Source organism: Bacillus cereus group sp. BfR-BA-01381, assembly GCF_022663555.1.
GTDB classification, from domain to species: Bacteria; Bacillota; Bacilli; order Bacillales; family Bacillaceae_G; genus Bacillus_A; species Bacillus_A pacificus.
Genome location: NZ_JAKUFR010000056.1, coordinates 1 through 14,090, shown reverse-complemented (window position 1 = coordinate 14,090; position 14,090 = coordinate 1). Strand labels below are relative to the sequence as shown.

The following is a 14,090-nucleotide window of genomic DNA, read 5'->3' as shown; positions in this document are numbered from 1 at the left end:
GTCCCCTCTCTATGTCCAGAAAAAATTCTATTATACTATTATTTGTAAGCGTTTTCCTTGTCTATGTATGTCCTTTTTGTGAAATATTGCACAAACTTATTGAAACTATGACCTAATCCATGTACTTTATTCATATAAGGAGTATTTATAGATGATGTACTAAAGGAGCGTATTACTCATGCTAGAACAAGGATTAGATTATGTTGTCAAACTGGCTAAGAGCAAAAAACAAATGTTAGATACAAATCCGATGCAATATTTCATTCGTGCCGCACTTGCGGGTATTTATATCGGTTTTATTATTGTACTATGTTTTAAATTAGGTAACTTTTTTCACATTGCAGATTCACCAGCAACTTATTTAGCTGCTTCTATGTTTTTCGGAATTGCCCTCGTACTTATTATATATGGCGGTGCTGAATTGTTTACTGGAAACACAATGTACTTCACTGTAGCAACTTTAAGAAAAGAAACAACAATTGCTGATACACTTCGTAACTGGTTTGCTTGTTATGCAGGCAATTTAGCTGGCGCTTTATTCTTTGCCTTACTATTTTATGCCACTGGAATTTTCGAAACAATTGATCACGGTCATTTCATGAATAAAGTCGTTGAGGGAAAAATGAATACACCTACAATGCAACTATTCTTTAAAGCAATTTTATGTAACTGGCTTGTATGTCTTGCTTGTTTCTTACCTTCTCAAGTTAAAGGTGATACAGCAAAAATTATGATGATGATGATGCTCGTTTTCACATTCTTCTTATCTGGTTACGAGCATAGCATCGCAAACTTATCACTGTTTGCTTTATCTTTAGTTTCACCGCATCCAGAGACAATTTCTTTTACAGGTGCTATTCATAACTTAATTCCAGTTACAATTGGTAACATTATTGGCGGGTCTGTATTTGTCGGTATGGTATACCATTACTTAACAAAGAAAGTACCTGACGTGAAACAAGAAGAAACTGAATTAGGAGCAACTCAACAAGAAGAAATCATTCCGTTGCAAGCGCATATGAAACATTAAAAACTCCAAAGTTTTACTTTGGAGTTTTTAGCTCCCCACATATTTAACAACAAGATTAGGGTTAATCTCCCCTTCTTCCTTTCCCTTATTCATTCTCTGTTTCATCTTATGCATACCGATAACATCATTCGTATGAAAGTGTATTTCATTTACATATAGGCCCTCTTTACAAAAAGCCTCTACAAAATCTAATCCACTTTTTTCTCCCCATCCCATATTGAAATCAAGGGAAAGAACATTCACCTCATAATCTCGTACCATTTGCAAAGCACATTCTACTGTAGTTGCGAGCACGTAACCGTACGGACAACTTCTTTGATCATCCATATATACATTCATTTTCTATCCCCTCTCTATTTTGCATACGTGACCAACATGTAACATATTGCCCCAAGACTAATAAAAGGACCAAACGGTATTTGAGTCCTCATTTTCATACGTTTCAATACGAGACCAGCTCCAAAGAAACAAAGACTAAGGAGAGATGATAAAAATAAAATCATAAAAACCCCTTTTAATCCCGCAATAAATCCAAGTAACGAAAGTAGTTTTATATCCCCTCCACCAAGCCCTTCTGGATGTATCTTTTGCATGCAGTATAACAAAATGAATATAACGCAACTACCAACTATACTATCTATCCAAGTGACTAACGGTACAAAAACATTTTCTAAAATGAGTAAACAAGCAAACCAAGCTAAAATACGATTTGGAATTAACATATATATGTAATCTGTAACTGAAATGATAAGAAGTAACGAAAAAAGTGATAAAACGATAATAAGCTCTCGTTCCACCCCAATCATATATACAGTAAGAAGACATATCATTCCAGTTATAAGTTCAAATACTACGTACAAAATTGAAATTTTCCTCTTACAATTCGTACAACGTCCTCTTTGTATACAAAAAGAAATGATTGGAATCAATTCTTTTGGCTTCAGCACATACTTACAATAATGACAATATGAACGCGGGGTTATGATAGACTCCCCTAGCGGAACTCTCATCGCAATTACCATAAAAAAAGAACCAAACACCATCCCCGCTAACAATGCATATACATAAGTGAACATCCCTTCCTCTCCTTTCCAGAAGAACATAGCAAAAAAAGGAGAGAACTTCTACTTCATATTATCTCTATTCTATTAAAAAAGCAGGCCATTTTCTGGCCTGCTTTCCCCTATTTTATACGATGAAATATACTGCTTTTAATGGTCCATGTACTCCGACAACAAGATTCATTTCTATATCTGCTGAGTTACTAGGTCCTGTAATAAAGTTAATACAAGATGCCACTGTCTCGCCATTTTCTACACGCTTATTCATATCCTCAACTGCTTGTGTAATACGAGGCACAAGTGTTTCACGTGGAATAATAGCAAAGTATATAGTCGGTAAAAAGTGTAAAGAACGACCTTGGCCTTTATGACTTTGTACAACGATCGTACCAGATTCGGCTAAAGTATAATCACTAAATGCAATTCCAATATTCGCTCTTTCCGCGATACGCATATTCTCTTCTTTTTTCTCAGGATCCCATACGTTCACTTCAACATTTTGCTTTGGAAGTTCTTCTTTAAATAAAGAAGTCAACCCATAAGAATCAAAACGTTCATCTGCCGATAACATAATAGGTCCCCCGCCGTTTTCAACGATTACTTTTTGAATATCTTCACGTAAACGATCGTTTGTCGTTTCCACAACAGTTGTATGAATGTTTGTACATTGATTTTTAAATACTTCTAACAATTCTTCTTGTGAATAATCTTTTAACGTTTCTTTATTCACATTATTTTTCCATACTGGACGTTTTACACTATCCGTTTTACGCGCGCGTCCAAGTTCTTTTGCAATATTCTCTAGAAAGGACTCACGGTTTTGAATTAATCCTGTCATTATTTGTCCCCGCCTTTCTTATGATCTTTATACCAATCACGGAATCGTTCTTTACTTGGAGCCGGGAATTCACGAATATCTGTCCAGTTTTTAAGTGGCCCAACACCTTTTGATACACGGTTACCAGATGTAAATGGACTCATTGCTGCTGGCGCCATCTTTGATCCCATTTTATATAAAGCTGCTGAAGATGCACCCATACTAAACATTTTCATTGCTAATTTTTCTGCAAGTGGAGCACGACCTTCTTGCTCAACGATAACCTGACGATGTTTTAATAATAAATCATGCAATGGAATTTTCACTGGACAAGCTTCTGTACACGCTCCGCATAAACTAGAAGCATAAGGAAGCTCTTTGTAATCATCATATCCACCTAAAAGTGGTGTTAATACCGCCCCAATTGGTCCTGAGTATATAGAGCCGTATGAATGTCCACCAACATGTCGATATACAGGGCATACGTTCACACAAGCAGCACAACGAATACATTGCAACACTTGACGGAATTCAGATCCAAGAATTTGAGAACGACCATTATCAACCACAACTAAGTGGAATTCTTCTGGTCCATCTACTTCCTCTTCTTGAATTGGTCCCGCTACCGTTACATAACTTGTTAACTTTTGACCTACTGCACTACGACATAGTAAACCAACTAAAACATCTAATTCTTCCATTGTCGGAACCATACGTTCCATACCCATAACCGCAATTTGTGTTTTTGGAATCGACATAACAAGATCGGCATTACCTTCATTCGTTACTAAACAAAGAGAGCCAGTATTTGCAACAGCGAAGTTACAACCTGTCACACCAATTTCTGCATCCATAAATTTTTCACGAAGTTGTTTACGAACAAACTTTGTCATTTCGTATGGATCATCAGAATTTTCATAGCCAAGCTTTTCTTTAAATACATCACGAATTTGCGTTCTATTTTTATGAAGAGCAGGCGCAATAATATGTGAAGGTGGATCGTTATCTACTTGCAGAATATACTCTCCTAGATCACTTTCTAACACTTCACAACCGATTTCTTCAAGCGCATGGTTCATACTAATTTCTTCTGTTACCATTGACTTTGATTTTACTACCTTTTTTGCCTGCTTCTTTTTTGCAACGTCTTGAATATACTTTGCTGCTTCCTCCTTCGTTTTCGCAAAGTACACATGTCCGCCTCTTTTTGATACATTTTCACTTAACTGCATTAAATAATAATCAAGATTTTCTAACGTATGTTGACGAATTTCTTCACCGAGTTCACGCCATTCTTCCCAGTTTCCTAATTCATCTGCTGCTTTTAAACGATTCGTATATAAGCGTGTTTGTGCAGAAGATACTGCTCCGCGCATAAACGAATCTTGAATTCCATCGCCAACGCGATCATTAAATTTTTTCTCACTGATTTTCATAGACATAGCTTATGTTCCCCCTTCATGAGCGACTATTCAGTACCTCAGCAATATGCATTACTTTTATTTCTTTTCCTAAACGCTCAATACGTCCGCCAATGTTTAACAAACACCCACAATCTGCACCGATTAAATAATCAGCACCTGTTTCCATTGCACTATCTACCTTTTCATCTACCATTTGCTCAGAAATTGGAGTCATCTTCACTGAAAACGTTCCCCCAAACCCACAACAATTTTGCACATTTGGTAACTCTCTCACAGTTAACCCTTTTACATTAGATAATAAAATTCCTGGTGCCTCTGTTACTCCAAGCATACGTGTCATATGACATGATTTATGAATAGTAGCAATCCCCGGTAAACTTGCACCAACATCAGTAACCTTTAAAACGTCTACAATGAATTGTGTAAATTCATATGTTTTATCAGCAACTTTTTGTGCACGTTTAGCCCACTTCGGATCATCTTTAAAAACATGCGGATACTCATGAAACATTGTCGCACAAGAACCAGATGGCGTAACGATATATTCTGCATCCTCGAAAGTCTCAATCATATGTTTCATCGCTTCTTTTGCCGCTTCTACATGGCCGCTATTATAAGCAGGCTGACCGCAACAAACTTGTGCTTCTGGAAATTCAATTTCACAACCTAAACGCTCCAACACCTCAACTGTTGCTTTGCCGACATTTGTTTCAAACATATCGACTAAACAAGTAACAAATAAAGTAACTTTCATAATTATTACTCCCCCTTTTTACAACTCCACCAACAAACATATGGTCATCAGATGACTAAGGAGAGAAGAAATAGGCTCAACCATGGCCTATCCTCTCCCTCTTCTAAAGAAAACGCTTACTTAATCTCTCTCTATTTTATCAGAAAATTAGATTTTTAAAAGATTAAATTAAGAATTTATATCGTTTCTACCTGTGACAATATGTTCTACATTTGTTAAATGATCTAGCATTGCTTGCTGCGCTAATTCTACATCTTGCTTTAACACTGCATCATATATAACTTGATGCTCTTCTATAAGTCGTTCTGATGTTGTTTGTTCACCATATAAAATAATGCGCCTTGATTCACCAATCGTTTCAGCAATCATCTCTGAAACATGATTCATAAGTTCAAGCAAAATGTTGTTATGCGAAGACTCCGCAATTCCCATATGGAACTGAAAATCTGCTTTTTCACCAGCTTTTTCATCTCCAACGCTCTTTGCCATTTCATCTAACCAATGCTTCATATTTTGCAAATTATCTTCCGTACGTTTTGCCGCAGCTGCTCGAACTGCCCCCACTTCAAGCACCTTTCGTACTTCTAATAAATTCAAAATATCTTCTTTCTTCATCAATAATCTATTGTTTAATGATTTTGTTAATGAAGAAGAATCGAAGTTCTTCACATATGTACCTTCTCCTTGTTTCATCTCAATTAAGCCCATTGCTCTTAGCGCACTTAGCGCTTCACGAACAGCAGATCTACCAACTTGAAACTGCTCAGCTAATTGATGTACAGGAAGTAGTTTGTCACCAGGTTTTAACGTACCATTTTTAATCATTGTTAAAATAGCTTCAGATACTTCTTCGTAAATCTTTTTCGGTTTAATAGATTTGTACTCCAGTTAAATCACCTCAGTATCTTCCAAACAACAATTGAAACGATTTATAAGAACTTTGCATCATAACTATTTTAGAACGAATTGGTAAGAAGTACAAATGTTTTGTTCATAAAATCGTCAAAATTCCGATATTTATTACATATTAATTTATATCTTACGTATAATTATTGTCTTCCATATAAAGAGCATGCCCTAAAAATTAGAACATGCTCTCCTCATCCTGTACTTTCAATTTAATACTAACCGTCGTACCGTCCCCTTTTTCACTTTCAATCCGCCACTGTCCATCATGTATATGAACAATTTGTCTTACAATTGCCAGGCCTAAACCTGTTCCACCATGTTGACGACTTCTCGCTTTATCAACTCGGTAAAAACGCTCGCCAAGGTTTTCTAAATGCTCTGTATCAATACCGATTCCCGTATCTTTTATGTTCAATTCACAGTAATCATCTACCTGCCTGAGCGTTATCATAATATCCCCGTTTTGATTCGTATACCGTATCGCATTATCTAACACGTTATGAAGCACTTGTTGCATACGATCCTCATCAATCATTACAATGATTTCTGGATTTAAATTTGTTGAAATACGAATTTTCTTTTCTATAAACTTAATCTCATACGTATCTAACACATCTTCAATTAGTTGTGAAAAAACGATAGGTTGTTTCTTTAACGGAAAATGTTCCCCTTCTAGTTGTGCTAAATCTAATAAATCATGAACGAGACGCTGCATACGATCTGCTTCTTTATGAATAAGCTGTGTTACTTTTTCCTGCTGTGGTCCCTTCGCTACACCATCTAAAATAGCCTCGCTATACCCTTTTATATAACTAAGCGGTGTTCTTAGTTCATGCGAAACGTTAGCTAAAAACTCCTTACGCTTTACATCTTCTGTCTCCAAAGAATTTGCCATTTTATTAAATGCTTTTCCTAATCGCCCAATTTCATCTTCAGAAGAAATTGTAATTCGTTCTGAGAAATCTCCCGTAGCCAAATGATTGGCAACTCGCTCCATTTGCGAAAGTGGTTTCGTAATAGCAATAATAATTTTTCTACCAATCCATATTGTCAGTAAAGTTATAGCAAGTGCTAACGGTGCTAAAATAAGACCCATATCATATATTAAGTCTTTTATACTTTTTAAAGGAATATAAGAATATACAATACCAACTAATTTTTTATTTTCTAAAACAGGGATGACAACCCCCATAATATTACGGTCAAAATGTTCCTCGTATCCTATCTTTGTCACAGTTTTTCCATCTAATAATGCTTGCCTGTCCCCTTCACTTATAAGAGAATGATGGTGCACATCAAATGGTAAACATGCGCTTAAATCACGTGGGTTCGATACGAAAAGAACATCTGAACTAGATATTTGATCAAATGCTCTTACTTTCTCTTCAAAAATTGATATTCCTTCGCGCTTATCATATTGCGCAGCAAGACGCTTCCCTTCCATTACTAATGAATCTTTTAAATTATCAACGTATAGTTTTTCATACGAGTATAAAGATACAAAATAAAGAAAGGAAACTGTTACAAATACAGCACATACTACTGTCAGCCAAAGCTTCTGTACCATCGTAAACATACGTTACACCTCAAATTTATAGCCTACACCCCAAACAGTTTGAATGTAGTTTCCACTTTCTCCAAGCTTCAAACGCATCGTTTTCACGTGCGTATCTACTGTTCTTGTGCTTCCGGCATAATCATATCCCCATACCTTTTCCAGCAATTGTTCTCGACTAAAAACTTGTCCCGTATGTTGGCAAAGAAAATAGAGTAAATCAAACTCTTTTACTGTAAGAGAAATTGGCTCACCATCCACCTCAATTTTCCTACTTTTTTCATTAATAAGGATCGGTCCAAACTGAAATTCCTCTTGTTGCTCTTGCTTTGTATAACGCCTTAATACAGCTTCCATACGAGCAATTAATTCACCAGGACTAAATGGCTTTACAATATAATCATCTGCTCCCATACGTAAGCCGTTCACCCTATTCCACTCTTCACCTTTTGCTGTTAAAAATATAATTGGTACATCTGACGTTTTTCTAATTTCTTTGCAAACTGAAAGTCCATCCATCTCTGGCATCATAATATCTAATACAACGAAATCATAATGGTCCGTTTCTAATTTTTTTAGAGCCTCTTTTCCATTTTCAGCTTCTCCCCACTCGTATCCGAAATTATCTAAGTACATTCCAACAAGTTGCCTCATATCACTTTCATCATCTACAACTAGCACCCTATATTTACTCATTGTCCTTCCCTTCTCTCTCTATGAGTTGAAACGGTCCTTTTCCGACTTTAATTGTTTGTTTTATTTTCAAATTCTTCATATCCATGACGCACACTTCATCACTATCATAGCTGGCTACGTATCCTTCTGCTCCGCTCTTCAAAAATGCAAATGGGTTCGATCCTACTTCTACAGAAGCCACCTCTTTATACGTGCTAACATCAAACTTTCTAAGCGTATTCGAACCGTGACTTAATGCATATACATACTTATTATCCTTCGTAATATTCACAGGCATAAACGGAGCGTGTAAAGAACGTACCATTTCTCCGCTCTGCAAAGAATACACTAATACTTTCTCATTTACCTGATTTCCATCACCATGTCCGCCAATCCATATTTCTTTCCCCTCTGGACTAATTGTCGCTCCCGTTGACGCTGGTGGAATCATAAAGGATTGCATCACTTCTTTTTTCTTTGTATCAATTGTCGTTAGCTTCGTATCATAAAAGTTTAATACAGATAACTGGTTATGGTACTCTACCATCGTTATTGGTCCTTTTCCTGTCGAAACATTCCCTGTCTCTTTTCCATTAATCGTAAAGAACCTTACCTTTTGGGCATTTTGATCGGCAGCAAATAATTGCTTTTTATCTTCTGATACGACTACATTTACAATGCCTTTTCCTGTTTTATATTTTTCCACTTGCCTTCCTTCTGCTAGTGAATATACATACATGTACTCTAACTGCTTACCATATACAAGTATGTCCTCACCATTTGGAAGTAGTGCAATCCCTGCCATTGGTTCGTTAAGTTCCCATGTCGTAATTAACTTTTTAGTATGTTTATCTACAAAACTAATACTACCTTCTTTTATATTCGTTGTTATAATAACACTTTTATCTTTAGCAATCGATGTATAGGAACTTCCTTGACACCCTACTAATAGAAATAAAAAACAGAGAAGAAAAACATACTTTCTCAAAAGATCCCCTCCATCTTCGGATGATTTCGTTATAATTGTAAAATAACAAATAAATGTGTGGAAAGTGTGAAATTTCCCTTTCCTACTTCATTTACATATATAATGTACAACAAATAGAATTTGAGGTGTGCCAATTATGCTTTTTCCTGATTTAGCGAATAAAATTGTACGAGAAGTACGCAGGCTAATTAAAGAAAATATTATTATCATTAATATACAAGGCGTTATTATCGCAAGTACAGATATAGAAAGAATCGGCCAATTTCATGAGGGCGCACTCCGCTGCGCAAAACAAAAGAAAACTGTCATTATTACAAAAGAGGATGAACGACGTTTGCAAGGCGTAAAGGCAGGTATGAATCTCCCTTTACTATTCCATGACGAAGTAATTGGTGTCATTGGAATCACAGGCGAACCTGAAAATATTTCACAATACGGAGAAATATTACGTAAAATGACCGAACTACTCATCCATGAAAACTACTTTTTAGAACAACTAGAACTTGAACACCGTTCTTATGAAGCATTTGTCTTTGATTGGCTTCAAAATACAGACTGGTCTCCAAGCTTTCTCGATCGTGCCAAAACACTTGGTATTGATTTATATAAGAAAAAACAACTTATTTTGTTCTCTATCGATCAAAATGACACGATGCTTCAGCGTAAGATTTGGCAACATGTACGCAATCTATTAACAAAGGAGCATCTATTTGTTCGCTGGGGAAATGATCGATTCATTTTATTTACAGCCACGAACTCCAAAGAGCAAACGTATCAATTTTTAAAACGATTAAAACAAGACTGTGAAACTTTATTTTCTATTCCTTTATATATCGGGATTGGACAATCCGTTATGCCAAGCAATATGAACTTATCGTATGAACAAGCATTACAAGCTCTTTCTGTATCACTTGAAACGAAAAAAATTGTATTTAATGAAGATTTACGTTTAGAAATGTGCTTACAAGATATTTCTGCGGAAACGCGGGAACAGTTTCTAAAGCGCACCATTGAAAACTTACTATCATCTCCTGAGCTTATGCACACTTTACGTTTATTTATCGATTATAACCAATCCTATAAACAAACAGCGGAGCAATTACACATACACATTAACACACTGCATTACAGACTTAAAAAAATTGAGGAGTATACAGGACTTAATCCGAAACAATTCAAAGACTTAAACATTTTATACTTCTCGCTCCTCTTATTAGATAATCACACAAAAAAGAATGATAAAACAGATTAATCTTTAGATGATTATACATAGAAAGAATCCCCCGACTTTTTTATCATTATAATGAAAGCACTGTGATAACGTTTTTTATTATGACTAATTACGTTAACAGTTTGAGGGGGATTTCCAATGTTAGAAAAAAAAATTATTGATTCATTCGTATCTATTGTTGGCGAAGATAATGTGGATACATCCAATATGGGGCGTTTAACGTATAGTTATGATGCCACTCCAAACTTCCAAGCAATGCCTGATGCAGTCATTGCTCCTCGTAATACAAATGAAGTAGCTGAAGTGTTAAAAGTATGTAACACTCATCATATTCCTGTATATGTTCGTGGTTCTGGAACAAACCTTTGTGCAGGGACATGTCCACTTGAAGGCGGTATCGTCCTTATCTTCCGCCATATGAATAACATTTTAGAAATTGATGAAGAAAATTTAACAATTACTGTACAAGCTGGTGTCATTACCCTTGATATTATTAAAGCGGTGGAAGAAAAAGGTTTATTTTATCCACCAGATCCAAGCTCAATGAAAATTTCTACAATTGGCGGTAACATTAATGAAAACTCGGGTGGATTACGTGGATTAAAATATGGCGTAACACGTGATTATGTGATGGGTCTTGAACTTGTCTTACCAAATGGTGATATGATTCGTACTGGTGGTAAATTGGCAAAAGATGTAGCTGGTTATGATTTAACTCGTTTATTTATCGGTTCTGAAGGAACACTTGGCGTCGTGACTGAAGCGATATTAAAACTTGTTCCTATGCCTGAAACGAAGAAAACGATGCTTGCACTATATGAAGATATTAATGAAGCTGCTCGTGCTGTTTCTTCTATTATTGCAAATAAAATCATTCCAGCGACACTTGAGTTTTTAGATCAGCCGACCATTGAAGTAGTAGAAGAGTTTGCACAAATCGGTTTACCAACTGATGTAAAAGCAATTTTATTAATTGAACAAGACGGCCCGCCTGAAGTTGTGAATCGAGATATTGAAAAAATGGCTAATGTTTGTCGTTCTATGAATGCAGTTGATGTTCGCGTTGCAAAAGATGAAGCGGAAGCCGATGCGCTTCGTACAGCTCGCCGTAGTGCACTGTCAGCACTCGCAAGATTAAAGCCTACTACAATATTAGAAGATGCAACGGTACCACGATCACAGATTGCTCCAATGGTTGAAGCCATTAATGCCATTGCTAAAAAATATAATATTCCTATTTGTACGTTTGGACATGCTGGCGATGGTAACCTACACCCAACTTGTATGACAGATGCTCGCAACGAAGAAGAAATGCACCGAGCTGAACAAGCTTTTGCTGAAATATTTGCGAAAGCAATCGAACTTGGTGGCACGATCACTGGTGAGCATGGTGTTGGTGCAATGAAAGCTCCGTATTTAGAAATGAAATTAGGTAAAGAAGGTATTGCTGCTATGCAAGGAATTAAACATGCCTTCGATCCAAATAACATTATGAATCCAGGAAAGATGTTCGCGAAGGACACTCGCAAAAGAGTGGTGGTTGAGCGATGACAACATTAAATAAAGAAAACATTCAAAAAGAATTTAAAGAACGATTAAGTGAAGATGAACTACTAAACTGTATGCGATGCGGTTTCTGCTTACCAACTTGTCCTACTTATATTCAATCTGGATATAAAGAATCACATTCACCACGTGGACGTATCGCATTAATGAAAGCAGTCGTTGACGGTTTAATTGAGCCAGATGAAGATGTTGAAAACACATTAAATGTTTGCCTCGGCTGCCGTGCTTGTGAACCTGTTTGTCCATCTGGTGTGAATTATGGGCATTTATTAGAAGAAGCTCGTGATATTATAAATCAAAACAAAAAGTTCTCAGTGCCAGTGAGAGCTGTTCGTAAAGTCGTTTTTGAAGGACTTTTCCCTCATCAAAATCGAATGAGAACATTAACAGGGTTAATCGGATTTTACCAACGTTCCGGTTTACAAACGCTAACACACAAAACAGGAATTATGAAGTTATTCCCTGAAACCCTTGCAACAATGGATCTCGTTTTGCCTAAGGTCCCTAAAATGAAAGCAATGAAAGATCGGCCTGAATTTTTACCTGCTGAAAGTACAAAGAAGAAACAAGTTGCATTCTTCACAGGTTGTTTAATGGATACAATGTTTTTAGAAACAAATAACGCAACGATGAAACTTCTTCAGTTAGCTGGTTGTGATATCGTTATTCCGAAAACACAAAGTTGCTGCGGAGCATTACACGGGCATGCTGGTGAGAAAAGTGGAGCAAAAGAATTAGCTAAACGCAATATAAAAGCATTCGAAGACTTAAACATCGACTATATTATTACGAATGCTGGTGGTTGCGGAGCTTACCTCGTAGACTACGATTACCTGTTAAAAGATGATCCACAGTGGGCAAAACGTGCAAAGCAGTTTGTTTCTAAAATTAAAGATATTACTGCTATTCTAGTAGAACTAGATTTCCATAAACGTAATGACTTACGACTCACGCCGCAAATTATTACGTATCAAGACTCTTGTCACTTACGCAATGTTATGCGAACATCTTCAGAACCTCGTATGTTACTAGAAGCAATTCAAGGCGCAACATACCGTGAAATGAAAGATGCGGATCGCTGCTGTGGTTCTGCTGGTATTTATAACATTGTTCATTCAGAACTATCCATGGAATTTCTAGATTACAAAATGGACCGTGTGCATGAAACAGAAGCAGCAACCATTGTTACTGCAAATCCAGGTTGTTTATTACAAATGAAATTAGGCATTGAACGAGAAGGTCTTTCTCATAAAATGAGAGGAATTCACATTGTTGATTTATTATTAGAAGCAATTGAAACCAGCTCGTAATAACTCGTAACATACGTAATAATAGGAAAACGGCTATCTCCTTCGTCTATGTAAAGAGATAGCCGCTTTTTTGTCCGCTACAACATTAAAAATATGTTACTTTATTATAAAAAAGAACAACAGAAACATTACAGTTTTGTAAAAATCAATCCAGTATATTCCTAAAAAAAACGCTCAAACCATTGATACAATAGGATTCCTCATTTTCAATATAGGTACATTTATCCAAAAACCCCCTCTTATAATCAAGTATAAAAATGCTGAAAATTCCTTTTATACTCTATGTTTCTCTTATTTCCCCCCCTTTCCCCTCTTAGGATAAATTAGGTAAATTTTAAGTCTATGAATTTTTTTCCATCTTTTTTCTCACAAAATCTATGCTACGATGAGTTTGTCAGTCAGACAGGCTGTCAAAAACAAATCGTGTGAAAACAAATTAAAACTTTATATAGGGGGACACACATCATGAAAAAGCGTGTTTTATTATCTGTAGCCGCTGCAACGGCTCTTACTTTAGGAGTATCTTCTCTAGATGCACAAGCTGCAACAGTACAACCATCTAACATAAAGGTTCAAAATATTCAGCATTCAAAAGTGATGATGAAGCAAATGAGCCAACAAGAATTACAAGCATTCTTACAATCTATGGGCGTTGAGTCATTAGCACAATGGCAACAAGGAAACTTCCAACCAAATTGCATTATTCCTGGTCAACAACCTACTGAAAATGTTGTAACTGAGCAACCGACAGCTAAGCCAGAAACTCAAAA

The 14,090-nt window shown here is 36.2% G+C and carries 13 protein-coding genes and 1 pseudogene; 5 read left to right on the top strand and 9 right to left on the bottom strand.

Features of this window, described 5'->3' with window-relative positions; all coding sequences use genetic code 11:
• Window positions 1-178 precede the first annotated feature (178 nt).
• Window positions 179-1,030, top strand: a complete 852-nt coding sequence (locus MR079_RS18550) for a formate/nitrite transporter family protein (protein WP_242294410.1) — start codon at window positions 179-181, stop codon at window positions 1,028-1,030.
• Between the two features lie 27 nt (window positions 1,031-1,057).
• Here the strand turns inward: MR079_RS18550 and MR079_RS18545 are convergent, their stop codons facing one another.
• The 9 genes from MR079_RS18545 to MR079_RS18505 all read right to left on the bottom strand — a co-directional run bounded on the left by MR079_RS18545 (window position 1,058) and on the right by MR079_RS18505 (window position 9,213).
• Complete coding sequence (locus MR079_RS18545; RefSeq protein WP_001103780.1) at window positions 1,058-1,369, bottom strand: cyclic-phosphate processing receiver domain-containing protein; 312 nt, start codon at window positions 1,367-1,369, stop codon at window positions 1,058-1,060.
• A gap of 14 nt (window positions 1,370-1,383) precedes the next feature.
• Entirely contained in the window at window positions 1,384-2,106 is a 723-nt protein-coding gene (locus tag MR079_RS18540; RefSeq protein ID WP_139869682.1) for a prepilin peptidase, read from the bottom strand.
• 112 nt (window positions 2,107-2,218) lie between these two features.
• Complete coding sequence (locus MR079_RS18535; RefSeq protein ID WP_139869683.1) at window positions 2,219-2,929, bottom strand: LutC/YkgG family protein; 711 nt, start codon at window positions 2,927-2,929, stop codon at window positions 2,219-2,221.
• On the bottom strand, window positions 2,929-4,350 hold the full coding sequence (locus tag MR079_RS18530) for a LutB/LldF family L-lactate oxidation iron-sulfur protein (protein ID WP_000061914.1): 1,422 nt from the start codon (window positions 4,348-4,350) through the stop codon (window positions 2,929-2,931). Before MR079_RS18530 ends, MR079_RS18535 begins: the two co-directional genes overlap by 1 nt.
• Window positions 4,351-4,366: 16 nt before the next feature.
• Complete coding sequence (locus MR079_RS18525; protein WP_000869149.1) at window positions 4,367-5,086, bottom strand: (Fe-S)-binding protein; 720 nt, start codon at window positions 5,084-5,086, stop codon at window positions 4,367-4,369.
• Between the two features lie 168 nt (window positions 5,087-5,254).
• Window positions 5,255-5,944 carry a FadR/GntR family transcriptional regulator gene (locus tag MR079_RS18520; RefSeq protein WP_254912616.1) on the bottom strand — a complete coding sequence of 230 codons (690 nt, stop codon included), beginning with the start codon at window positions 5,942-5,944 and terminating at the stop codon, window positions 5,255-5,257.
• A 226-nt stretch (window positions 5,945-6,170) separates the two neighbouring features.
• The gene (locus MR079_RS18515) at window positions 6,171-7,571 is read right to left on the bottom strand and encodes a sensor histidine kinase (RefSeq protein ID WP_139869684.1); all 1,401 of its coding nucleotides are present in this window, start codon (window positions 7,569-7,571) and stop codon (window positions 6,171-6,173) included.
• 3 nt (window positions 7,572-7,574) lie between these two features.
• Window positions 7,575-8,246, bottom strand: coding sequence for a response regulator transcription factor (locus MR079_RS18510; protein ID WP_062821867.1), 672 nt, complete (start codon window positions 8,244-8,246; stop codon window positions 7,575-7,577).
• Window positions 8,239-9,213 (bottom strand): YncE family protein, encoded by a 975-nt coding sequence (locus MR079_RS18505; RefSeq protein ID WP_139869685.1) that lies wholly within the window; start codon window positions 9,211-9,213, stop codon window positions 8,239-8,241. Before MR079_RS18505 ends, MR079_RS18510 begins: the two co-directional genes overlap by 8 nt.
• 136 nt (window positions 9,214-9,349) lie before the next feature.
• Between MR079_RS18505 and MR079_RS18500 the strand changes: the two genes are divergently transcribed.
• From MR079_RS18500 to MR079_RS18485, 4 genes and pseudogenes are all read left to right on the top strand, one after another.
• Complete coding sequence (locus MR079_RS18500; protein WP_139869686.1) at window positions 9,350-10,465, top strand: CdaR family transcriptional regulator; 1,116 nt, start codon at window positions 9,350-9,352, stop codon at window positions 10,463-10,465.
• Between the two features lie 117 nt (window positions 10,466-10,582).
• Complete coding sequence (gene glcD / locus MR079_RS18495; protein WP_139869687.1) at window positions 10,583-11,995, top strand: glycolate oxidase subunit GlcD; 1,413 nt, start codon at window positions 10,583-10,585, stop codon at window positions 11,993-11,995.
• Entirely contained in the window at window positions 11,992-13,320 is a 1,329-nt protein-coding gene (locus MR079_RS18490) for a (Fe-S)-binding protein (protein ID WP_139869688.1), read from the top strand. The genes glcD and MR079_RS18490 overlap by 4 nt, the downstream gene beginning before the upstream one ends.
• A 465-nt stretch (window positions 13,321-13,785) precedes the next feature.
• Window positions 13,786-14,090 (top strand): annotated as a pseudogene (locus tag MR079_RS18485) (CAP domain-containing protein); the annotation flags it as partial.

What these genes read in the sequence shown, in the direction of transcription:
- MR079_RS18510 (WP_062821867.1), bottom strand. Translation starts at nt 8,246, where the DNA reads ATGAGTAAATATAGGGTGCTAGTTGTAGATGATGAAAGTGATATGAGG.
- MR079_RS18490 (WP_139869688.1), top strand. Translation starts at nt 11,992, where the DNA reads ATGACAACATTAAATAAAGAAAACATTCAAAAAGAATTTAAAGAACGA.
- MR079_RS18525 (WP_000869149.1), bottom strand. Translation starts at nt 5,086, where the DNA reads ATGAAAGTTACTTTATTTGTTACTTGTTTAGTCGATATGTTTGAAACA.
- MR079_RS18515 (WP_139869684.1), bottom strand. Translation starts at nt 7,571, where the DNA reads ATGTTTACGATGGTACAGAAGCTTTGGCTGACAGTAGTATGTGCTGTA.
- MR079_RS18545 (WP_001103780.1), bottom strand. Translation starts at nt 1,369, where the DNA reads ATGAATGTATATATGGATGATCAAAGAAGTTGTCCGTACGGTTACGTG.
- MR079_RS18550 (WP_242294410.1), top strand. Translation starts at nt 179, where the DNA reads ATGCTAGAACAAGGATTAGATTATGTTGTCAAACTGGCTAAGAGCAAA.
- MR079_RS18500 (WP_139869686.1), top strand. Translation starts at nt 9,350, where the DNA reads ATGCTTTTTCCTGATTTAGCGAATAAAATTGTACGAGAAGTACGCAGG.
- MR079_RS18530 (WP_000061914.1), bottom strand. Translation starts at nt 4,350, where the DNA reads ATGTCTATGAAAATCAGTGAGAAAAAATTTAATGATCGCGTTGGCGAT.
- glcD (WP_139869687.1), top strand. Translation starts at nt 10,583, where the DNA reads ATGTTAGAAAAAAAAATTATTGATTCATTCGTATCTATTGTTGGCGAA.
- MR079_RS18540 (WP_139869682.1), bottom strand. Translation starts at nt 2,106, where the DNA reads ATGTTCACTTATGTATATGCATTGTTAGCGGGGATGGTGTTTGGTTCT.
- MR079_RS18535 (WP_139869683.1), bottom strand. Translation starts at nt 2,929, where the DNA reads ATGACAGGATTAATTCAAAACCGTGAGTCCTTTCTAGAGAATATTGCA.